25 protein-coding genes and 1 tRNA gene are annotated in these 20671 nt (G+C 63.0%); 17 read left to right on the top strand and 9 right to left on the bottom strand.

Annotation, left to right across the window (positions count from 1 at the left end):
- The first annotated feature begins 79 nt into the window (after nucleotides 1-79).
- Entirely contained in the window at nucleotides 80-496 is a 417-nt protein-coding gene (locus tag ACPPVP_RS00730; RefSeq protein ID WP_426530347.1) for a hypothetical protein, read from the top strand.
- A 9-nt stretch (nucleotides 497-505) separates the two neighbouring features.
- Here ACPPVP_RS00730 and rplT read toward each other — a convergent pair whose 3' ends face one another.
- Both rplT and rpmI read right to left on the bottom strand, forming a co-directional pair.
- Nucleotides 506-865: a 50S ribosomal protein L20 gene (gene rplT, locus ACPPVP_RS00725; protein WP_426530346.1), complete on the bottom strand. Its 360-nt coding sequence runs from the start codon at nucleotides 863-865 to the stop codon at nucleotides 506-508.
- A gap of 79 nt (nucleotides 866-944) precedes the next feature.
- The gene (gene rpmI / locus ACPPVP_RS00720) at nucleotides 945-1145 is read right to left on the bottom strand and encodes a 50S ribosomal protein L35 (protein WP_008539890.1); all 201 of its coding nucleotides are present in this window, start codon (nucleotides 1143-1145) and stop codon (nucleotides 945-947) included.
- 252 nt (nucleotides 1146-1397) lie between these two features.
- Here rpmI and ACPPVP_RS00715 point away from each other — a divergent pair, with 252 nt between their 5' ends.
- The gene (locus tag ACPPVP_RS00715) at nucleotides 1398-1823 is read left to right on the top strand and encodes a hypothetical protein (RefSeq protein ID WP_426538375.1); all 426 of its coding nucleotides are present in this window, start codon (nucleotides 1398-1400) and stop codon (nucleotides 1821-1823) included.
- 155 nt (nucleotides 1824-1978) lie between these two features.
- Here the strand turns inward: ACPPVP_RS00715 and infC are convergent, their stop codons facing one another.
- Nucleotides 1979-2518: a translation initiation factor IF-3 gene (gene infC, locus ACPPVP_RS00710; protein WP_426538373.1), complete on the bottom strand. Its 540-nt coding sequence runs from the start codon at nucleotides 2516-2518 to the stop codon at nucleotides 1979-1981.
- Nucleotides 2519-2743: 225 nt separating this feature from the next.
- On the opposite strand from infC, the gene ACPPVP_RS00705 reads away from it, so the two are divergent.
- Together ACPPVP_RS00705 and ACPPVP_RS00700 are read left to right on the top strand one after the other, a co-directional pair.
- Entirely contained in the window at nucleotides 2744-3538 is a 795-nt protein-coding gene (locus ACPPVP_RS00705; protein ID WP_426530343.1) for an alpha/beta hydrolase, read from the top strand.
- Nucleotides 3539-3708: 170 nt separating this feature from the next.
- Nucleotides 3709-4179, top strand: coding sequence for a nuclear transport factor 2 family protein (locus tag ACPPVP_RS00700; RefSeq protein WP_426530341.1), 471 nt, complete (start codon nucleotides 3709-3711; stop codon nucleotides 4177-4179).
- A gap of 133 nt (nucleotides 4180-4312) precedes the next feature.
- On the opposite strand, the gene ACPPVP_RS00695 is transcribed toward ACPPVP_RS00700, so the two are convergent.
- From ACPPVP_RS00695 to ACPPVP_RS00685, 3 genes are all read right to left on the bottom strand, one after another.
- Nucleotides 4313-5119 carry a thioesterase family protein gene (locus tag ACPPVP_RS00695; protein ID WP_426530339.1) on the bottom strand — a complete coding sequence of 269 codons (807 nt, stop codon included), beginning with the start codon at nucleotides 5117-5119 and terminating at the stop codon, nucleotides 4313-4315.
- 171 nt (nucleotides 5120-5290) lie between these two features.
- On the bottom strand, nucleotides 5291-6502 hold the full coding sequence (queG, locus tag ACPPVP_RS00690) for a tRNA epoxyqueuosine(34) reductase QueG (protein WP_426530337.1): 1212 nt from the start codon (nucleotides 6500-6502) through the stop codon (nucleotides 5291-5293).
- A complete protein-coding gene (locus tag ACPPVP_RS00685) occupies nucleotides 6451-7143 on the bottom strand; it encodes a glutathione S-transferase family protein (protein ID WP_426530335.1) in 693 nt (230 codons plus the stop codon). The genes queG and ACPPVP_RS00685 overlap by 52 nt, the downstream gene beginning before the upstream one ends.
- A gap of 178 nt (nucleotides 7144-7321) precedes the next feature.
- Here ACPPVP_RS00685 and ACPPVP_RS00680 point away from each other — a divergent pair, with 178 nt between their 5' ends.
- Complete coding sequence (locus ACPPVP_RS00680; RefSeq protein WP_426530333.1) at nucleotides 7322-8128, top strand: undecaprenyl-diphosphate phosphatase; 807 nt, start codon at nucleotides 7322-7324, stop codon at nucleotides 8126-8128.
- 99 nt (nucleotides 8129-8227) lie between these two features.
- Here ACPPVP_RS00680 and ACPPVP_RS00675 read toward each other — a convergent pair whose 3' ends face one another.
- On the bottom strand, nucleotides 8228-9208 hold the full coding sequence (locus tag ACPPVP_RS00675) for a complex I NDUFA9 subunit family protein (RefSeq protein ID WP_426530331.1): 981 nt from the start codon (nucleotides 9206-9208) through the stop codon (nucleotides 8228-8230).
- Nucleotides 9209-9359: 151 nt separating this feature from the next.
- Here ACPPVP_RS00675 and ACPPVP_RS00670 point away from each other — a divergent pair.
- Nucleotides 9360-9446 (top strand) — tRNA-Leu (locus ACPPVP_RS00670).
- A gap of 89 nt (nucleotides 9447-9535) precedes the next feature.
- Here ACPPVP_RS00670 and ACPPVP_RS00665 read toward each other — a convergent pair.
- The gene (locus ACPPVP_RS00665) at nucleotides 9536-9778 is read right to left on the bottom strand and encodes a hypothetical protein (RefSeq protein ID WP_426530329.1); all 243 of its coding nucleotides are present in this window, start codon (nucleotides 9776-9778) and stop codon (nucleotides 9536-9538) included.
- 172 nt (nucleotides 9779-9950) lie between these two features.
- Between ACPPVP_RS00665 and ACPPVP_RS00660 the strand changes: the two genes are divergently transcribed.
- The gene (locus ACPPVP_RS00660) at nucleotides 9951-10109 is read left to right on the top strand and encodes a hypothetical protein (protein ID WP_426530327.1); all 159 of its coding nucleotides are present in this window, start codon (nucleotides 9951-9953) and stop codon (nucleotides 10107-10109) included.
- 113 nt (nucleotides 10110-10222) lie between these two features.
- Here ACPPVP_RS00660 and ACPPVP_RS00655 read toward each other — a convergent pair whose 3' ends face one another.
- Nucleotides 10223-10810, bottom strand: a complete 588-nt coding sequence (locus tag ACPPVP_RS00655; RefSeq protein ID WP_426530325.1) for a TetR/AcrR family transcriptional regulator — start codon at nucleotides 10808-10810, stop codon at nucleotides 10223-10225.
- A 130-nt stretch (nucleotides 10811-10940) separates the two neighbouring features.
- On the opposite strand from ACPPVP_RS00655, the gene ACPPVP_RS00650 reads away from it, so the two are divergent.
- From ACPPVP_RS00650 to ACPPVP_RS00605, 10 genes are all read left to right on the top strand, one after another.
- On the top strand, nucleotides 10941-11330 hold the full coding sequence (locus ACPPVP_RS00650) for a DUF4267 domain-containing protein (RefSeq protein WP_426530323.1): 390 nt from the start codon (nucleotides 10941-10943) through the stop codon (nucleotides 11328-11330).
- A 169-nt stretch (nucleotides 11331-11499) separates the two neighbouring features.
- Nucleotides 11500-12114, top strand: a complete 615-nt coding sequence (locus ACPPVP_RS00645) for a ribonuclease D (protein WP_426530321.1) — start codon at nucleotides 11500-11502, stop codon at nucleotides 12112-12114.
- Between the two features lie 138 nt (nucleotides 12115-12252).
- Nucleotides 12253-12984, top strand: coding sequence for an LPS export ABC transporter periplasmic protein LptC (lptC, locus tag ACPPVP_RS00640; RefSeq protein WP_426530319.1), 732 nt, complete (start codon nucleotides 12253-12255; stop codon nucleotides 12982-12984).
- Between the two features lie 5 nt (nucleotides 12985-12989).
- Nucleotides 12990-13688, top strand: a complete 699-nt coding sequence (locus ACPPVP_RS00635) for an LptA/OstA family protein (protein WP_426530317.1) — start codon at nucleotides 12990-12992, stop codon at nucleotides 13686-13688.
- A gap of 9 nt (nucleotides 13689-13697) precedes the next feature.
- Nucleotides 13698-14399 (top strand): LptA/OstA family protein, encoded by a 702-nt coding sequence (locus ACPPVP_RS00630; RefSeq protein WP_426530315.1) that lies wholly within the window; start codon nucleotides 13698-13700, stop codon nucleotides 14397-14399.
- A 196-nt stretch (nucleotides 14400-14595) separates the two neighbouring features.
- On the top strand, nucleotides 14596-15609 hold the full coding sequence (gene lptB / locus ACPPVP_RS00625; RefSeq protein ID WP_426530313.1) for an LPS export ABC transporter ATP-binding protein: 1014 nt from the start codon (nucleotides 14596-14598) through the stop codon (nucleotides 15607-15609).
- A gap of 209 nt (nucleotides 15610-15818) precedes the next feature.
- Nucleotides 15819-17468 carry an RNA polymerase factor sigma-54 gene (gene rpoN / locus ACPPVP_RS00620; RefSeq protein ID WP_426530311.1) on the top strand — a complete coding sequence of 550 codons (1650 nt, stop codon included), beginning with the start codon at nucleotides 15819-15821 and terminating at the stop codon, nucleotides 17466-17468.
- Nucleotides 17469-17554: 86 nt separating this feature from the next.
- Entirely contained in the window at nucleotides 17555-18142 is a 588-nt protein-coding gene (gene hpf, locus ACPPVP_RS00615; protein ID WP_426530309.1) for a ribosome hibernation-promoting factor, HPF/YfiA family, read from the top strand.
- A gap of 232 nt (nucleotides 18143-18374) precedes the next feature.
- Nucleotides 18375-18836 carry a PTS IIA-like nitrogen regulatory protein PtsN gene (gene ptsN, locus ACPPVP_RS00610; protein WP_108512713.1) on the top strand — a complete coding sequence of 154 codons (462 nt, stop codon included), beginning with the start codon at nucleotides 18375-18377 and terminating at the stop codon, nucleotides 18834-18836.
- A gap of 106 nt (nucleotides 18837-18942) precedes the next feature.
- On the top strand, nucleotides 18943-20631 hold the full coding sequence (locus ACPPVP_RS00605; RefSeq protein ID WP_426530306.1) for a methyl-accepting chemotaxis protein: 1689 nt from the start codon (nucleotides 18943-18945) through the stop codon (nucleotides 20629-20631).
- Nucleotides 20632-20671: the final 40 nt, after the last annotated feature.

Below are 20671 nucleotides of genomic sequence, written 5' to 3'. Positions count from 1 at the left end.
TGGCAGGCCGGGCGATCCGGTGCGTTTGAACCCTTATCCCGGGCGCCCTACCAAGATGTGTCAGATCAAGGAGAGCGCGATGCGTTTTGGTCCCTCGGCGGCCGTGCTGGCCGGTATTGTGTGGCTCGGCAGTGGCCCCGCGGTTGCCGCGTTCTGTCTCGACAAATCGATGACCCTTGATGAGATCGTCGACGTGATCGACGCCTCGCCCGGATGCGAGCGCGCGATGAAGGTGTTCAAGGACTGCGAATTTGGCACCAGCGGCGACGTTCGGCTTGGCGCTGCCGTCGAAAAGAAGTGCGAGGGCGATTTCCTTGGACGTCTCAAAGCGCCGCAGAAGCAGGCCTACACGCGCGAGATGGGGGTTTGCGATCGAAAGTACCGGAACGAATCCGGCACCATGTATCTCTCGTTCACGGCCTTTTGCCGGGCGGAAGTCGCCCGGCGCTACTCGCAACGTGCGCAGAAAGGCACGGGGCCGTCGAAGCCCCGCTAGCGCTCCGCCTCAGGCCGCCAGAGCGGCCTTGGCCTTCTCGGCGATCGCCTGGAACGCCGAAGGCTCGGTGATGGCGAGATCCGACAGCACCTTGCGGTCCACCGTGATGCCCGACTTGGACAGGCCGTTGATGAAGACGCTGTAGGTCATGCCGAACGGGCGAACCGCGGCATTGATGCGCTGGATCCAGAGCGCGCGGAAGGTGCGCTTCTTGCGCTTGCGGTCGCGGAAGGCATATTGGCCGGCCTTCTCGACCGCAGCCTTGGCGGCGCGGATGGTGTTCTTGCGGCGGCCGCGGAAACCCTTGGCGGCCTTGTAGACTTTCTTGTGCTTGGCGTGAGAGGTCACACCGCGTTTGACGCGAGACATGACTGCTATCCTTGAATTTTAAAATCGATGATGGATCGCCGCGCATGCGCGGCCGGCTAAAGCGTGATTGCGAGCGCGATCAGGCGTTCGGCAAGAAGTACTTCTTGACGTTGTCGCCGTCGGTCTTGAACAGCACGCGGGTGCCGCGGAGCTGACGAATCTGCTTCTTCGTCCGCTTGATCATGCCGTGGCGCTTGCCGCGCTGGGCGTGCATCACTTTGCCGGTGGCAGTCACCTTGAAGCGCTTTTTAGCGCCTGACTTGGTCTTCAGCTTGGGCATTTGGCTCTCCTATCGGCCACAGAAAAATGCGCCCGAGGGGCGCTTTTGCGGCTTAAAATGCTCGTTAGAGCGTTGAAAGTGCTCAGGTTTTCTCAAAACCGAGATAACCCGCACGGACACCGACACGGCAGCCCTTGATCAGCCGGGCGATGAAGGTGGGGCTTATGGCAGAGGATCGGCCGATTGGCAATGATGAACCGGGGAACTACCTACGTGGTGATGTCGTCAACCCTCGGTGCGGAGCAAGAAGAAATGACCCGTTTTCGACAAATGATTGGCTGTTTGAACGTCTTGTCAGGCCGACGCGCCCGGCGCTGGCTTCCCGTGCTCGCGGCGCTGGCAGCGGCGACCATGTCCGGAGGGGCAGATGCGGCGATCAGGAGAGCCGGAGGCGCTTATGACGGCACCTGGAACGTGGTCTTCGCCACCACCAGGGGCAATTGCAGTTCGGGCTACAGCGTGCCGTTCATGGTCGCCGGCAGCCGTGTTTCGTCGGCCGGCGGCGGCCGGGTTTCCGGCTCGGTCAACCGCAACGGGACCGTGGCGGTCAATGTTTCGGTCGGCGCATCCAGAGCCAGCGGCGGCGGCCGGCTCGCCCGCGGCTATGGCGCGGGCGCATGGCATGGCATCATCACTGGCGACCGCTGCAGCGGCACCTGGCAGGCCACGCGGAACTGAGTCCGCAGTTCGTAGCCCGGATGAAGCGCAGCGAAATCCGGGGCCGGTGCATACGCGTATCGACTTTCCCGGATTGCGCTGCGCTCCATCCCGGCTACGGAAACGAAAACGGCCCGCCAGATCTGACGGGCCGTTTGATAGCACGTGAATTCAACTCAACGCGGCGCCAGCACCATCACGACCTGGCGGCCTTCGAAACGTGCGTCCTGCTCGACCTTGGCGAACTCGGCGACATCGGCCTTGACCTTGTCCAGCAGCTTGGTGCCGATTTCCTGATGCGCCATTTCGCGGCCACGGTAGCGCAAGGTGATTTTGACCTTGTCGCCTTCCTCGAAGAACCGCTGCATCGCGCGCATCTTCACGTCGTAATCGTGATCGTCGATCATCGGCCGCAGCTTGATCTCCTTGATCTCGACGACCTTCTGCTTCTTGCGGGCTTCGGCGGCTTTCTTCTGCGCGGAATACTTGAACTTCCCGTAGTCCATGATCTTGCAAACGGGAGGATTGTTGTTCGGCGAAATCTCGACGAGATCCATGCCCGCTTCGAGGGCCATCTTGACGGCAACCACGGTCTCGACCGTTCCATGGTTGAGGCCGGTCTGATCGATCAGCTGGATCTGTGCGTTGCGGATTTCATCATTGGTGCGCGGCCCGTCTTTGGTTGCAGCGGGCGGGGCTCTGTTGGGACGGCGAATGGGTAACTCTCCAAAGTTGTGAAAGGAAGGGCCGTAGTTTGAAGCAATACGCTGATAACAGCAAGCCGACTCACGGTCTGCGCCCGAAAACCGTCAAATGCGAGGCATTTCGGTCACTTCAGGCAAATATAGCTCGGCGGCCTGATGCGCAAGCAAAGTCAGGCCATGCTTGACCGATGAAGCGGGCTCGCGGACAAAAGCGACGGGGGTGAGGGTGACAGATCCATGACCAATTCAGCACCAATCGACCAGGAACCGACCTTTATCGAGGTGGGGTCGGGCGATGGCCTCCGCCGGATCGCCGTGCGGGCCCGTGCCGGCAGCGGACCCGGGCTGTTCTGGCTCGGCGGCTTCAATTCCGACATGCGGGGCACCAAGGCCTTAGCGCTGGACACCTGGGCCGCGGAACGCGACCGCGCCTGCATCAGGTTCGATTATTCCGGCCACGGCGAGTCGGGCGGCGCTTTCATCGACGGCACCATTGGGCGCTGGCTGGAAGAGGCCGTCGCCGTGTTCGAGCAGTTCGCCCAAGGCCCGCAGGTCGTGATCGGCTCGTCGATGGGTGGCTGGATGGCGCTGCTGTTGGCGCGCGCCATCGCCAACCGCGATGCCAGGCAGGCGACGCTGGCCGGGCTGGTGCTGATCGCGCCGGCGCCCGACTTCACCGAGCAGTTGATGTGGAACGCTTTCTCCGACGAGGTCCGCGAGGAGATCAGGACCAAGGGCGTGTGGATGCGGCCGTCTGAGTATGGCGACGGCGCGCCCTATCCGATCACCCGCGCGCTGATCGAGGAGGGCCGCAATCATCTGCTGCTCGGCAGCGCCATCGAGGTCGGCTGCCCCGTGCGCATCCTGCAGGGCGCGCAGGATCCTGATGTGCCCTGGCAGCATGCCTTCGCGCTGGCGCACCGGCTGCCGGCCGAGGACGTGGTGCTGACCATGATCCAGGACGGCGACCACCGCCTGTCGCGCCCGCAGGATATTGCGCGGATCATGGCCGCGGTCGCGGAGATGGGGTGAAGTTTTTTTCCTTCTCCCCTTGTGGGAGAAGGTGGCGCGAAGCGCCGGATGAGGGGTTCTCTCCGCGGGGACATACCCCTCACCCGTCTCGAATGAGCTGTCGCTCATTCGATCCACCCTCTCCCACAAGGGGAGAGGGGAAGAAAAGTCACGAGCGGGGAGGCAACGCCATGAACCTATCCACCATGCTCCGCGCGTTCTGCGATGCCGTCGAGCAACGCAACGGCAAGGCATTCTCGGAACTGTTCACCGACGACGGCGTCTATCACGATGTGTTCTACGGCGCGTTCGAAGGCCGGGCGAAAATCGCAGGCATGATCGACGACTGGTTCTATCGTACGGCCACCGATTTTCGCTGGGACATGCACGATCCCGTCAGCGACGGACATACGCTCTACGCGCGCTATACCTTCAGCTACCGCTCGACGCTGCCGGAAGCCGAAGGCGCGCGCGCCATGTTCGAAGGCGTTGCGATCATGCGGCTGCGCGACGGCAAGATCACGGAGTACCACGAGGTCGCCAACACCGCGCCGGCCTTCGTCGACATCAAGTTCGCGCCTGAGCGCATCGCCAAGATCGTTGCCAAACAGGGCGCGGCGCTGAAGGCGCGACCCGAGATGAAGCGGCATCTGGTGGAGTGAGAGGCTTCTCCGCCGTCATCGTCCGCGGAGGCGGACGATCCAGTACGCCGTGACTTTTCGGTTCTATCGCTAAAGTCTCTGGAATACTGGATGCCCGCCTTCGCGGGGCATGACGGCCTAAGGCGCCCGTGCCTCACGGCGGCGGTACGCTGGTCATCGGCTTGCGCTGCGCGAGCGCCGCCACCGTGGACGTCCCGATCGGGCCCTGTTCGTCGTAAAGCCAGCATTCGCCGATCGCGATGCCGTCGGTGGCGTGGTGGTTGACCACCTCGAATCCGACCCATGGTGTCACCGGAAGCCGGTGCAGATAGAGCGTGACGTCGCTGTTGATGTAGCCGAGGCCCTGGTCGCCGGCATTGGCGAAGGGGCTGGCAAAGTCCGCGCCGGTCGCGACATGCACGAAGGGCGACATCGGCACGCCCTCGACCAGCTCGCGCACCTCGCTCATCCACAGCCGCCGCAGGCCGAGCGAGCCCATGTGGCCCACGATGGGCCGCGTGGTCCATTTGCCGTTCATGCCGAGCCTGGCATCGGTGGGCCTTGGAATGTCCGCAGGCTTCGGCGCGTCCCAGTTCGGCGGCGACCAGACATTGCCCGGCGCGTTTTCCGTCTTGCGCAATAACTGGCAGGAAGCGCGGGCCATGCTGGTGCCGCCACTGAAGAACTCGGCTTCCACCACCTTGATGCGCTTGCCGTCGCGGATCAGTTTTGTCGTGACTTCGATCGGTGTCGTGGTGTTCGGCAGGCGGAACATGTCGACGGTGAGCCGCGCCGGCACGAAATCGTCGGAGCCGTGGCGCTGCTCGATCACATGGGCGAGCAGGCCGATGACGATGCGGCCATGCAGGGAGTTGGGGTCCCACGGGCCGTTGGAGACGGGCGTGGGCATGAAGGCGTCGCTGTCGCGATCGTGGGTGAAGAAGGGCTGATTTTTTGTCATGGCTGATGACCATGGCGGATTTGGATGCACGAAATCAAGGGCACTAAAACCCTCATCGGGAGGGGGCGCCACCGGGTCCGCGCGTAGCGCGGCCCGATGACAGGCTCCGCGCCGTCTCGAACCATGCAGGCCCGACTGTGGCTACATCCTTCGAGACGCGTTGAGCGCTCCTCAGGATGAGGGTCTGGCAGTGGTGCTCCCGCCAAAGAGCCACTCGTCACGGACGCTCTCATCCGGCTCGCTGCTCATCGTCTTCCTTGCCAGCGCCTCGAAGCTCTCCCGCTCGACCAACTGCGACAGCGCCCAAACCGCCGCGCCACGAACCAACGGGCTTGCATCATCCAGCAAGCGTTCGGCCTCCGCCGCCAGCGACGCGTCATCGGCGTTGCCGATCGCAATCAGCACGTTGCGGACAAAACGGTCGCGGCCGATGCGCTTGACCGGCGATTTCGAAAACAGCGCGCGGAACGCGGCGTCGTCGAGCCGCGACAGTTCGGAAAGCGACGGGGCGCGCAACGCGGCGCGCGCGGCCAGCTTGGCTTCGCGGCCCGCTTGCGCAAACTTGTTCCACGGGCACACCGCAAGGCAGTCGTCGCAGCCATAGATGCGGTTGCCGATGCTCTTGCGGAATTCGTGCGGAATCGCACCCTTGTTCTCGATCGTCAGGTACGAGATGCAGCGCCGTGCATCGAGCTTGTACGGTGCGGGGAACGCCGCGGTCGGGCAAATCTCCTGGCAGGCATTGCAGGAGCCGCAGTGGTCAATGTTGGCCGCATCGCGCGGCAGGTCGGATGCAGAAAAGATCGCGCCGAGAAACAGCCATGAGCCGAATTCGCGCGAGACCAGATTAGTGTGCTTGCCCTGCCAGCCGAGGCCGGCCGCCTGGGCCAGCGGCTTTTCCATCACGGCTGCGGTATCGACGAAAACTTTCACCTCTTCGCCTGACGCTGCCACCAGCCATCGCGCCAGCATCTTCAGCCGCTTCTTGATGACGTCATGATAGTCATCGCCCTGCGCATAGGCGGAGATCGCGCCACACGTCCGTCGTTCGAGAAGCGCGAGTGGGTTCTCATCGGGGCCGTAATTGAAGCCGAGCATGATGATCGAGCGCACGCCCGGCCACAGCACGCGCGGATCCATCCGCCGTTCGGGCTGCGCTGCGAGCCAGTCCATGTCGCCATGCGCGCCGGCGTCGAGGAATTCGCGAAAATATCTTGCGGCGTTGCCGATTCCCTCGGCATCGGTCACGCCGATACAGTCGAAGCCCAGCGTCTCCGCCTCGCGTGCGAGCGCGGCTTTCAGATCGGCACCGGAGAGTTTGACGGCCTTGTTCAGAAGTCGAGGTCCACGTAGGTGCGCGACGCCGGCACGCCCGCCAGCCATTCGCTGAGCAGCGGGCGGAACGACGGGCGGGATTTCACCCGCGCGTACCACGCCTTTGCCGCCTCGTCCTCGTGCCATGGCACATCGCCCAGATAATCGATCGCCGAAAGATGCGCCGCGGCGGCGAGATCCGCGTAAGTCAACCGGTCGCCGGCGAGGAAATTCCGCGTCTGCGCCAGCCAGCCGATATAGGCCAGATGATAGCGCACATTGACCTTGGCGGCGCGGATTACGTCGGTTGACGGCGCCCCGCCGCCGTTCTCCTCGCTCATGAAGCGCTTGTAGATGCGCTCGGTCACCAGCGGGTTCGACGCCTCCTCAAAGAATTTTTCGTTGAACCAGGCCATCAGCCGGCGCACCTCGACACGCTCTTCCATCGAGGCCGGCAACAGCCGCCGCTCGCCCGCCTCCAGGCCGTGCGTCTCGTCGAGATATTCGGCGATGATGCCCGCTCCCGGAATCGGCGGAAAGCCGTCGGCCATCAACACCGGGGTGTTGGCCGCGGGATTGAGCACGAGAAACCCTTCGCGCCGTTCCCAGGCCCGCTCTTCGACCAGGCGCAGGTCGAGGCCGTGTTCGCCCAACACCAGGCGAATAAAGCGCGAATGCGGACAGAACGGATGATGATAGAGCGTGTACATGCAATCCCAAGGGTAAAATCGCGGCGACTAAAGGAACCCTCAAACCGCGTCAAGCGAATCGGGACACTAGCCAAGCAAACGCGCGAGACAATGGTGTTCTGACGTTTTTTTGCGATTGCGGCATGGGGGCGAATAGGCGAGAAGAGCGCGGCTTCTCCAGTCAAAATGGACCAACACCATGATGTCGGATGCAGTGAAGGCGGTGATTCTCGGCATCATCGAGGGTATCACGGAATTTCTACCCGTTTCCTCCACCGGCCATATGCTGCTGGCGCAACGCTTCTTCGGCCTTGGCGAGGGCGCTTTCTGGCAGAGTTTTGTGATCCTGATTCAGCTGGGCGCTATTCTTGCGATCGTCGTGCTGTATTTCGCCAAACTATGGCGGGTCGCGCTCGGCATGTTCAGCAATCCGGACGATCGACGCTTTGTGATCGGCGTATTGGTGGCGTTCCTGCCGGCGGTGGTCGTTGGTCTGGCCGTCGGCAAATACATCAAGGAATTGCTGTTCAATCCGTGGGTAGTGTGTTTCACGCTGATCGTCGGCGGCGCGATCCTGCTCTGGGTCGATCAGCTCGATCTGAAGCCGCACGAGGACGACGCCACGCGCTATCCGCTGATGATGTATCTGTGGATCGGCATCGCGCAGTGCCTGGCGATGATTCCCGGCGTGTCGCGCTCCGGCGCCAGCATCGTGGCGGCGATGCTACTTGGCGGCGACAAGCGCTCGGCCGCGGAGTTCTCGTTCTTTCTCGCGATCCCGACCATGGTCGGCGCGTTCGCCTATGATTTCTACAAGAACCGCGGCGAGATGACGGTCGATCATATCGGCGTCATCGCGATCGGATTCGGGGTGTCGTTCATCACGGCGATGATCGTGGTGAAGACGTTTTTGAACTACGTCACCCGCCACGGGTTCACGTTCTTTGCGTGGTGGCGCGTCATCGTCGGCACCCTCGGCCTGATCGCGCTGGCGCTGGGGCGGTAGTTTTCAGAACCCGTAGGGTGGGCAGAGCGCAGCGTGCCCACCAGTACGATCGCGATGTCGGATGGTGGGCACGCTGCGCTTTGCCCACCCTACGAACCTTTACGCGTTCTTGCGCTGAAACTGCCCGGCGGCGCGGAAGCGCCAGAGATATTGCGGGGCGACCGCTTCCATCGAATCGGGCGTGATGCCAAGGCCTTCCAGCGTTAGCCCCGCTGCCCTGGCGGCGTCCGACACCACATTGTCCGATTGCAGCATCGCCACCTGATCCGGCGTCAGCTTCAACGGCCCCGGCGCGAATTGCAGGAACATCGCCTGCAGCCGTGCCAGCCCGAACGGCAGCGAAATCAGCATGCGCTTGCGCTCGGCGATGGCAAGAATGATTTCCATGATCTCGCGCATGGTCAGCACTTCCGGTCCGCCGAGCTCGTAAACCGCGCCGGACCTGGTCTTGCCGTCGACGGCATTAGCCACCGCGGCCGCGACGTCGCCGACATAAGCGGGCTGCATCCGGGTGACCCCGCCGCCGATCAGCGGCAGGAAGGGCGACATCCGGGCCAAGCCTGCAAAGCGGTTGGTGAATTGATCCTCGGGGCCAAACAGCAGCGACGGCCGCAGGATGGTGGCCGAAGGCACGGCCGCCAGCACGGCCTTCTCGCCGGCGGCCTTGGCGCGGCCGTAGGCCGAGAGCGCGTTCTCATCGGCGCCGATCGCCGACACATGCACCATTCGCGCGCCCGCGGCGGCGGCGGCCCTCGCGATCGCCTCGGCGCCCTTGGCCTGCACGGCGTCAAACGTCTGCGCGCCGCTTTCGGTCAGGGTGCCGACCAGGTTGATCGCGATTTGCGAATCGCGCATCGCCGCCTCGACGGAGGCCGGATAGCGCAGATTGGCCTGCACTGCGTGGATCTGGCCGACCCGGCCGAGCGGCTGCAGGTGCCCGGCCAGCTCCGGCCGCCGCACCGCCACCCTGATCCGGTAATCGCGCTTGGCCAGCGCCCGGACCACGTTTCGCCCCAGAAACCCCGACCCGCCAAAAACCGTGACGAGCGTTTCCAGGTTTGATGCCGGGTACGATGTCATTGGTGTCAATTCCTGCGAGGATCGAATTCGAGAGATATCGGTTGGATTTAGCGGATTCGCGATACGCCAACACGCGGTCGCTGTACAGCGTATTTGGGCGACGTTGAAGCGATTTGACAAGCGCGTGACCGATCCTTACTAACCCGCCCGGGCCCAGGTGGCGGAATTGGTAGACGCGCTGGCTTCAGGTGCCAGTGGCTTAACGGCCGTGAAGGTTCGAGTCCTTTCCTGGGCACCATTGCCCTTGCCCAAAACAATGAGATGCGGCTTGGCACGAAGGAGCGAACAGCTGCCACGAGGCGCGGAAATTTCTGTCCTGTCGTCGCGCTATTCCGCCGGATCCTGATCGGAGGCGTGCGTGTGCCCGTCCGGACCGCGGCTGAACACGCCATAATTGCTGGACTTCATCCCGCCGCCATCGGCGGCAACGACCGTGAGACCCATCCTCAATAGCTCACGCACCGCCGCTGCCCGCGTCGGCATCCGGTGTTTGAAGCGGAAATCATCGATCGCCGTCAGTTCTTCCGGCGAGAGCATGACTTGCAGTCGCTCACCGCGCATGTCGGACATCGAAACACCCCAAAATGAGATCATTGAGTAGTTTACTCAACGCTTGTCCTTGGCGCTGGTTCCGTCAAACGAGATTCAGGTGTCAAATTAGCTAAATACTTCAACAAAAACAATATGTTAATGGTTGATTTATGATTTGCGAGAGCGCATAATCGAGGGGTGGAGTACGCCCATGACCGAGACCATCAAGCTACCGCGCAAACTGTCCGAAGAGCGGAAGCCGCCGCCGCCGCAACGGCCGAGCCATGCGAACGTCATCGAGAATCTCGACCGCTGGGCCAATAGCCCGGGGCTTCAGCCGCCGACATCATCCGGAGAGAAGAGAGCCTGAGCCGTGAAATCAGGCTGAGCTTTCCCTTATCCGAGAGCATGAAGTCCAAAAGCGTAGACGGCCACCACCTCACGGCTCATTGAAATCGGTTCGCTGCAAAACAATCGCGGGATTCAATTCGCGCTCCTTGCGGCACCCGCCAGCAGCAGCTTCACCGCTTCCTCCGCCCGCTGAATCGGCGCAAGGCTACGATAGGTTCGCGCCAGTAGCAGCGCCCCTTCGAGTTGGCTGAGGACCATCGTGGCGACCAGATCCGCGTCGCCCGACGTCAGGCCAAAGCGGAACAGCCCGCGTTTGATCTCCAGTTCCCATTTCTGGAATGCGGTGCGGGTCGCAGCGCCCAGCACTTCGGATTGCGCGGCGGTTTCAAGCGCCGTGGTCGCGATCGGGCAGCCTTCCCTGTAATCGGAACGTTCAAGGTCTGACGCCATGGCGCGGACGATGCGGACCAGAAAGCTTTCGGCGTTGTCGGATTTTTCCGCGGCCTGCACGATGGCTTGGCGCACGGCTTCGCCGGCCAGCGACAGTGCGCCCGCACCAATCTCCTCCTTGCCCTTTGGGAAATGAAAATACAGCGAGCCGCGCGGCGCCCCTCCGGCCGCCAGGATGTCGTGCAGCGCGGTGCCGTGATAGCCCTGCTGGCGAAACAGCTTGACCGCGGCGGTCAGGGTTTTCCCTTTGGAATCATCGGCTTTTCCCATGCGCAAAAATATCAATTGCAAGTAAGTATGTCGACCTTTATAATATGTATATCAACATATATATTTTGAAAATCGCTGATCCATCCATGGCTTCAACGATTTTCCGAATGCCGAATGGGAGGGTTTCGCTATGAAGAGGTCGCTGGACGTTGCGGCAATCGTATTGGCTGCCCTGCTGTTACTGGCATTCGCGGCGCTGTCCTTGCGCGGCTTGATCGCGCCGGAACAGGCGTCGGCCCGCTTCGGCGTGCCGGTTGCCGATGCCGCCGGCAGCCTGTTTTACCGGGTCTACCTGTCACGCAATCTCGTCATCGTCATTACCGGCGCGATATCCCTGCTCACACGGCAATGGACGCCGCTCGCCATTCTTCTCACCGCGACGGCGGCCTTGCCGGTGTTCGACATGACCGTGCTGTCTTCGAACGGGGTAACCCCGCCGATCTTTCATCCACTTGCGCTGGCGCTGATCGCAATCACCGCTGCCCTGGCGTGGCGACGGGCAGCCGCGGGCAAGGGCTAATCTGCACGCGACCCGAAGACCGCTTCACGCAAAACACCCATGGGCCTGAGGCTAAAACTGCTGTGAAAAGCCGGTCTTCGCAGGTTTCGCGGCAGCCAACCGCTCGCCTCGCGCGGTTTTGGGCGCTAGTGTTTCCTTCGAATCGACTGATGACACGAGGCTTTCCTTCATGACCATCCGCCTGCATCGCGGCGATCTGCCCGATTTGTCCCGCTACAAGGATTCGGTGGCGATCGACACCGAGACCATGGGGCTCAACCCGCATCGCGACCGGCTCTGCGTGGTGCAGATGTCGAACGGCGACGGCAGCGCCGATGTCATCCAGATCCCGAAGGGCCACACCGACGCGCCGAACCTCAAAGCGCTCTTGGCCAATCCTGCCGTCACGAAGATATTTCACTTCGCGCGGTTCGATCTCGCCGCGCTCTACAACGCCTTTGGCGTGATGCCGCAGCCGGTCTATTGCACCAAGATCGCCTCGCGACTGACGCGCACCTATACCGACCGGCACGGCCTGAAAGACCTGGTGCGCGAAGTCCTCAACATCGACCTGTCGAAGCAGCAGCAGTCGAGTGACTGGGGATCTTCCAGCCTCAGCGAGGCGCAGCTCGCTTATGCCGCCTCCGACGTACTGCATCTGCATGCCTTGCGCGAACGCTTAGACGCCATGCTGGCGCGCGAAGGCCGCAACGAGCTGGCGCAGGCCTGCTTCGACTTCCTGCCGACCCGGGCCAGGCTCGATCTCGGCGGTTGGGAGGCCGAGGATATCTTCGCGCATTCGTGACCGGGGCCATTTGAAGCGCCGGGGTGCCTGTCTCCGCCCCGTTTCGGTCACACTCCTAGCGCGTGTCCGGGCTGCACAATCCCGCGATTGCGGGTAGAATGACGCCTTCCTGGCGTCTTGGCGCCCGTTGGAGCCGCGGTGAACTCGATACAAAACCCAGCCTATGTCGCCGGAATGGAGGCCCGCTTTGCCGCGGCCGCCCGCCACAGCCGGATGGTGCGGGCGCTGCGGGTTGCGGTCCCGGCGGCCGTGCTGCTGGCCCTGGCCAGTATCGTCCTGATCCAGGTCTTCGTGAACCCGTTCCAGACTGCGCTCGCAAAGCTGCCCGTCGACATGAGCAATCTCGTCGTCTCCGGCACCAAGATCACCATGGAAACGCCGCACCTTGCAGGTTTCTCAACCGACCAGCGTCCCTACGAAGTGTGGGCCAAGTCCGCGATCCAGGATCTGACCGACCCTGATCACGTCGAGCTCAGGACGCTGCGCGCCAAGGTCATGATGGAGGACAAGAGTACGGTGACGATGGATGCGCGCACCGGATTCTTCGACAGCAAGCAGCAGATGCTGGACCTGCGCAAGGACATCTTCCTGCAATCCTCCACCGGTTACGAGGCGAAGCTGTCGCAGGCCTATGTCGACATCAACAAGGGAACGGTAACGTCGGACGAACATGTCGACGTCAAATTGCTGAACGGTACGCTCACCGCCGACCGGCTCAGGATCATCAACAGCGGTGAGATTGTTCGTTTCGAAGGCAACGTCGTGATGAACCTGATCATGGACAGCCCTCCGGCGCCTGAGCCCGAGCCTGAACCAGCGCCACCGCCGAGGACGCGGTCCGTCACCGGCAAGTCATCAAACACGAAGTGATCTTCATGATGCAGTTCTTCTCGCGCAGTTTTGCGGCCGCGGCGCTTGCGCTCGTGTGGATCGCCTCCGGTGACGCCTTGGCGCAAGGCGCCATGTCGGGCGTGCCGAATGCGATGCAGGGCTTTTCGCAAAATCGCGACCAGCCGATTCAGATCGAGGCGGCGTCGCTCGAAATGCGCGACAAGAAAAAGGAAGCGACCTTCTCCGGAAACGTGAAGGTCGTGCAGGGCGACACCACCATGACCTCGAAGTCGCTTGTCGTGTTTTACGATTCCGGCCCGGCGCCGGCGACGCCTGCGCCCGCCGCGCCACCGCCTGCCCCGGCGAAGGGATCGAAATCCGGGCCGATGCAGTCCGCAACCCCCGGGCCCGGCGGCAGCTCGTCGATCCGCCGGCTGGAAGCCAAGGGCTCCGTCGTGGTGACGCAGAAGGACCAGGTCGTGACCGGTGATACCGCGATCTTCGACACGCGGGCCAACCTCATCACCATGGTGGGCGGGGTGGTGCTGACCCAGTGCAAGAACGTGCTCAAGGGCGACCGACTCAAGGTCGATATGACGACCGGCGTGTCGCGCGTCGAATCCGACAGCGGCAAGGTGCAGGGCATGTTCATGCAGGGAGAGAGCTGCGGGTCCGGGTCGGGCGGCTCGAAGCCGGCTCCAGCTCCGGTACAGATACCGTCGCTGATCCCCGGTAAAAAATAAGACGGTTCGATGCCGGTACACTCACCGCAGGTGATGCAGTTCTTCTCGCGGAGTTTTGCGACCGCGGCACTCGCGCTGATCACGTCTGCTGATGCCGTGGCGCAAGGCGCCATGTCCGGTGTGCCAAATGCGATGCAAGGCTTTTCGCAAAACCGCGATCAGCCGATTCAGATCGAGGCAGCTTCGCTCGAAATGCGTGACAAGAAAAAGGAGGCGACCTTCTCCGGAAATGTGAAGGTCGTGCAGGGCGACACCACCATGACCTCGAAAACACTGGTGGTGTTTTACGATGCCGGTCCGACGTCCGCGCCGCCGCCGCCCGCTGCTGCGAAGGGATCGAAGTCCGGGTCGATGCAAGCTGCCTCTCCGGGACCCGGCGGCAGTTCATCGATCCGCCGGCTGGAAGCCAAGGGTTCCGTCGTGGTCATGCAAAAGGATCAGGTCGTGACGGGGGAGACTGCGGTCTTCGATCCGCGGGCCAACCTCATCACCATGGTGGGCGGGGCGAACGGGGTCGTGCTCACCCAATGCAAGAATGTGCTCAGCGGCGACCGACTCAAGGTGGACATGACCACCGGCGTGTCGCGTGTCGAATCCGACAGCAAGGTGAAGGTTCTCATCGAGCAGTCGGACCAAGGCTGCGGGTCCGGATCGGGCGGGCCGAAGCCGGCGCCGGTGGCCAGACCGTCGCTGATCCCCGGTAAAAAATAATTGTAGATCAATGCCTTGAAGAATATTTGGGGCTCGTACGGTTGAAGCCGGTGGCGCGAGCCTGTATCTACTGGGCAGGGCGCACGGCGGGGTGTTTCGCTGGGCAGGGGACATCCATTCATTCATGGTTCGCTGGCGAAGCGATTCGCCGGTGGACGCGTCGCGGAATCACCGTGAAAGGCGTAAGCGAAGCGGGATGGTGGATTTACTCGGCATGTTCCGTCGACGCCCCGCGAAACGCGGCGCCCCCGGATTTGCGCGTTCGCGCGACGACATCACCGCACTTGGGGATTCCTTCGGCGATATGCTGACGAGCCCGGTGCGCGATGCGCCGCCGAAGGCGCGTTCCGCCGCGCTGCCCGGGTTGGAATTGCCGCAGCAGGCCGACGTCGAACCGCCGCGTGAACCGCGTCCCCGCGCGCAGGCGCCCCGTCCCAAGTCAAACGCCAAGCCCAATGGCGGAGAAGCGCCGCGCCCGACCAAGCGGCCGGGTTATCTGGCTGTGCATAGCGTGGAGAAGAGTTTCGGCACGCGCCAGGTCGTGCGCGGTGTCAGCATCTATGTCCGCCGCGGCGAGGCGGTCGGCCTGTTGGGTCCGAACGGCGCCGGCAAGACCACGGTGTTCTACATGATCACCGGGCTGATCAAGGCGGATCGCGGCGCCATCGAACTCGACGGCCACGACGTGACCAAGCTGCCGATGTATCAGCGCGCGCGGCTCGGCATCGGCTACCTGCCGCAGGAAGCCTCGATCTTTCGCGGCCTCACTGTCGAACAGAATATCCGCGCGGTGCTCGAGGTCGTCGAGCCCAGCAGGAAGAAGCGCGAGGCCGAACTCAATTCGCTGCTCGACGAATTCAACATCACGCGGTTGCGCAAATCGCCCTCGATCGCGCTCTCCGGCGGCGAGCGCCGCCGCGTCGAAATCGCGCGCGCGCTGGCGACGCGTCCGAACTACATGCTGCTCGACGAACCCTTTGCCGGCATCGATCCGATCGCGGTCGGCGACATCCAGGATCTCGTTCGGCACCTCACCAACCGCGGCATCGGCGTCCTGATCACCGACCACAATGTGCGCGAAACGCTGGGGCTGACCGACCGCGCCTATATCGTCTATGCCGGGCAGATCTTGACCGAGGGCAGTCCGGAGGAAATCGTCAACGATCCGGATGTACGCCGTCTTTACCTTGGCGAGGAATTCCGGCTCTAACTGTGTGCAGCGCACAAGGGTTGGCGGTTTAGTGATAAGCTATTGCGTTAACTTGGTAATCCGGGGTGCCTCGGTACGCAAAAATCGGTTCCCATTTTGGCCGGCGGCGCTATAGCCCATTTTTCGCATCCGTCAAGCCGTGTACAAGGGCCCAGGACTAATATAAGCAAGAATCGGACCAACTTTACAGTGGATCGGTTCTTGGCCTCATGGCGCTAACGCAGAGACTAGAGTTCCGCCAGTCGCAGTCGCTGGTGATGACGCCGCAATTGATGCAGGCGATCAAGCTGCTGCAACTGTCGAATCTCGACCTCTCGGCCTTCGTCGAGGAGGAGCTGGAGCGTAATCCGCTGCTGGACCGCGCCAGCGACGGCCCCGAAGCCCCGGTCGCGGGCGAGCCGGCCGCCGAACGTGCCGAATACGCCGATTCCAGCAGTTATGGCGAGGAAGGCGGCGGCGATGCCTCCGATATGGCGTCAGGTTCCGCCGGCGACGCCTTTGAGCCGGGCCAGGAGGAGTGGCTGAACCGCGACCTCGGCAGCCGCACCGAGATCGAGCAGACCCTGGACACCCCGCTCGACAACGTTTTTTCCGAAGAACCCGCCGAAGCCGCCGCACGCGTGGCGCAGGATGCGGCACCGACCGCCTACACCGAATGGGGCGGCGGCGCCTCCAACGACGACGACTACAACCTGGAAGCCTTTGTCGCCGCCGAGGTGACGCTCGGCAGCCACCTCGCCGAACAGCTCGCGGTGGCCTTCAGCGGGCCGGCGCAGCGCATGATCGGGCAGTATCTGATCGATCTGGTCGACGATGCCGGCTATCTGCCGGCGGATCTGGGACAGGCCGCCGAGCGGCTGGGCGCCTCGCAAGCGGATGTCGAAGCGGTGCTGACCGTGCTGCAGAAATTCGATCCGCCCGGCGTCTGTGCGCGGAATTTGAGCGAGTGCCTCGCCATCCAGCTTCGCGAACTCAACCGCTACGACCCCGCGATGCAAGCGCTGGTAGAAAATCTCGATCTGCTGGCCAAGCGCGACATTGCAAGCTTGCGTAAATTATGCGGCGTCGACGACGAGGATATCACCGACATGATCGGTGAAATCCGCCGTCTCGATCCCAAGCCCGGCCTGAAGTTCGGCTCGGCGCGCACGCAAACCATGGTGCCGGATGTCTATGTGCGGCCCGGCCCGGACGGCGGCTGGCATGTCGAGCTCAACAGCGACACGTTGCCGCGCGTGCTGGTCAATCAGATCTATTACACCGAGTTGTCGAAGACGATCCGTAAGGACGGCGACAAATCCTATTTCACCGATTGCCTGCAGAATGCGACCTGGCTGGTGCGCGCGCTGGATCAGCGCGCCCGCACCATCCTGAAGGTCGCCACCGAAATCGTGCGCCAGCAGGACGGCTTCTTCACCCATGGCGTGGCGCATTTGCGGCCGCTGAATCTGAAGGCGGTGGCAGACGCGATCCAGATGCACGAATCGACGGTGTCACGGGTTACCGCCAACAAATATATGGCGACCAATCGCGGCAGCTTCGAGCTGAAATACTTCTTCACCGCTTCGATCGCCTCGGCCGACGGCGGCGAGGCACATTCCGCGGAGGCGGTCCGCCACCACATCAAGCAATTGATCGACGCGGAAGCCGCAAGCGCGATCCTCTCCGACGATACCATCGTGGAACGATTGCGCGAATCGGGCATTGATATTGCCCGCCGCACGGTCGCGAAATACCGCGAAGCGATGCGTATTCCTTCCTCGGTGCAGCGCCGCCGCGATAAACAGAGCATGCTCGGTAACGCACTTTCCGCTCCCGCCACCTCCGCCGACCGGTCCCGCGATACGGCTCCGGCCTGATTGCGTTCGCGTCAAATCGCGATAGTCTCAGTTCCCCCGAAGAGCCGATCCCGGGAAACCAGAGTAGGCATCCAGCGAGGCATCAAATGACCCTTCGAATCTCCGGGAAAAGCATCAGCGTCGGCGAGGCGCTTCGTTCGCGCGTCAGCGAGCGCACCGATGAGGTCTTGCGAAAATATTTCGACGGCAACTATTCCGGCCATATCACGCTGAGCAAGGATGGTTTCGGCTTCCGCACCGATTGCTCGCTGCATCTGGATTCCGGGATCACGCTGGAGGCCGATTCGAACGCCACCGACGCCTATGCCAGCGCCGACCAGGCACTGGTGATGATCGAGAAGCGGCTGCGCCGCTACAAGAGCCGGCTGAAGGATCGCTCGGCCCGCAAGACCTATGCCGCCAACGCGGCGCTGGCCGATATCGACGCGCCCAGCTACGTGATCGAGGCGCCGGCCGAAAGCGACGAGGAAGTCACGACCTACAGCCCGGTCATCATTGCCGAGGCCACCACGTCCCTGAAGCGGCTTTCGGTCAGCGAGGCGGTCATGGAACTGGACCTGACCGGGGCCGCCTGCATCGTGTTCCAGCACGGCTCCAGCGGCCGGGTGAACATCATTTACCGCAGGGCGGACGGCAATGTCGGCTGGGTCGATCCCCCCACGGTTACCCCCTGAGATATATGCCAGACAGCATTGACGCCCCCAGCCACCCTCCCTATGGTCCGCCGCCCTTAAGCATAGGACGCAGGAACTGGCTCTTCGGGAGTTGGCACCGCGCATGGGTTGGAGTAGAAGCCGTGCAAATCGGGACCCGGGGTCTAAGCCCGCCTCCCGTCTCATCTTCTTGACGCCCCAGTTATAGAACCTACTTCGCAACCTGACGGTTCAATTCACCTCGGAACGCCCAATGACGATTACCGATCTGGTCGCACCCGAGGCGATTCTCCCGGCTTTGAAGGTCATCAGCAAGAAGCAGGCGCTGCAGGAGCTGGCGGCGCGCGCCTCCGCCTTGACCGGCCAGAACGAGCGCTCGGTGTTCGAGGTGCTGTTGCAGCGCGAAAAGCTCGGCACCACCGCCGTCGGCTATGGCGTCGCCATTCCACACGGCAAGCTGCCGAAGCTGGAAAAGCTGTTCGGGTTCTTCGCCCGCCTCGAGCGCCCGATCGATTTCGAGGCGATGGACGGCCAGCCGGTAGACCTGATCTTCCTGCTGCTGGCACCGGAAGGCGCAGGCGCCGATCACCTGAAGGCGCTGGCGCGAATCGCACGGCTGTTGCGCGACCAGGACGTCGCCAAGAAGCTGCGCGCCTCGCGCGATGCCCAGGCGATCTATTCGGTGCTGGCCCTGCCGCCGGCGAGCGCGGCGTAGCCGCTTCGGGCGCGGCGCATTGGCGCGGGCGCGGATAACGCAATCTTAAGCTAAATTGCAGTTATTCGTTCGGCGCGGATATTGCCCGCGTCCGGAGAACATTGCCATGACGTTGCGGCTGACGATTTCGCGCGCAATATTGGTTTTTGGATTGGTCACCGCATTGGGTCTCGGTGCCGTGATTGCCACCAGCGTTTACGGGCTGTCACAGCTCAAGGTCGGCGGTCCGCTTTACGACCGAATCAAGCTCGGCAACGACCTGATCGCCGACATTCTGCCGCCGCCCGAATACGTCATCGAGGCCTATCTGGAGGCAACGCTGGTGCTGCACGATCCGGCGCAGCTGGCGGCGCATCGCGACAGGATCGTTCAGCTCAAGAAGGAATATGACGAGCGGCACGATTTCTGGGTCAAATCCGATCTCGACCCGGTGCTCAAGACCAAGCTGGTGGAGAAATCCGACGGCGAGGTGCGCCGGTTCTGGACCGCGCTCCAGGACGGCCTGCTGCCCGCGCTTGCCAAGGCCGACAGCACGGCGGCCGCGAAATCCTATGTCGAGATCAGCGCACGCTATGCCGCGCACCGTGCCATCGTCGACGACATCGTCAAGCAGGCCAACGATCAGAACGCCGCGACGGAAGTCGCAGCGACGGAACGCGTCAGCACATTCACACTGCTATTGTGGGGCGTCTCAGCCGCGGTGTTTCTCGTCATCGGTGCCGGCATTTTTGGCGTGGCATTCGGCGTGATTCGCCCCATTGCGGAAATGACCGCGGTGATGAAGGGCCTTGCAGGCGGCGACCTCGATGTCTCGGTCCCCGCACTCGGCCGCGGCGATGAAGTGGGCGCCATGGCGCGCGCGGTCCAGGTCTTCAAGGAAAACGCGTTACGCGTTCTGTCGATGGAGCAGGAGCAGGCTGGCCTGAAGCTTAAAGCGGAAGGCGATCGCAAGGCCGCGATGCAGCAGATGGCGGACGGCTTCGATTCCGCGATCGGAAAAATCATCCACACCGTCTCGACCGCGTCCTCCGAACTCGAATCATCGGCTGGACAATTGACCAAGACCGCCGAAGTGACCCAGATGCTGTCGGCAACCGTCGCCTCCGCATCGGAGCAATCCTCGGCCAACGCGCAGTCCGCCGCGGCGGCCGCGGAAGAGATGGCTTCATCGGTGTCGGAGATCAGCCGCCAGGTGCAGGATTCACACAAGATCTCGCGCGAGGCGGTCAGCCAGGTCGAGCAGACCAATGCGCGGATTTCCGATCTCGCCCAGTCCGCCAGCCGGATCGGCGAGGTGGTCAAGATGATCAGCGCGGTCGCCGAGCAGACCAACCTGCTGGCGCTCAACGCCACGATCGAGGCAGCGCGCGCCGGCGAGGCGGGGCGGGGATTTGCCGTCGTCGCATCCGAGGTCAAGGCGCTTGCCGCGCAGACCGCGAAAGCGACCGAGGAAATCAGCGAGCAGATCGGCCAGATGCAGTCGGCGACCAATCAGTCGGTATCTGCCATTGCCGAAATCGGCGGCACGATCGGCCGCATCGCGGAAATCTCGCAGGCGATCGCGTCCGCCGTAGAAGAGCAGGGCGCCACGACGCAGGAAATCTCGCGCAACGTGCAGCAGGCGGCGCAGGGCGCCACCCAGGTCGCGGGCAGCATCACCGACGTCAACCGCGGCGCGACCGATACCGGTACGGCATCGACGCACGTGCACGGCCTGGCCCGGTCGCTGCTGGGACAGAGCAATCATCTCAAGGGTGAGGTGGAGAAATTCCTCTCGACCGTGCGCGCGGCGTGAGGTCAGCGCTGGAGCATGATCCGGAAAAGTGGAACCCGGT

It is taken from the genome of Bradyrhizobium sp. McL0615, assembly GCF_049993905.1.
In the GTDB taxonomy this organism is placed as follows: domain Bacteria; phylum Pseudomonadota; class Alphaproteobacteria; order Rhizobiales; family Xanthobacteraceae; genus Bradyrhizobium.
The sequence above is the reverse complement of the archived record's forward strand: the minus strand, read 5'-3'. Positions and strand labels throughout refer to the sequence as shown.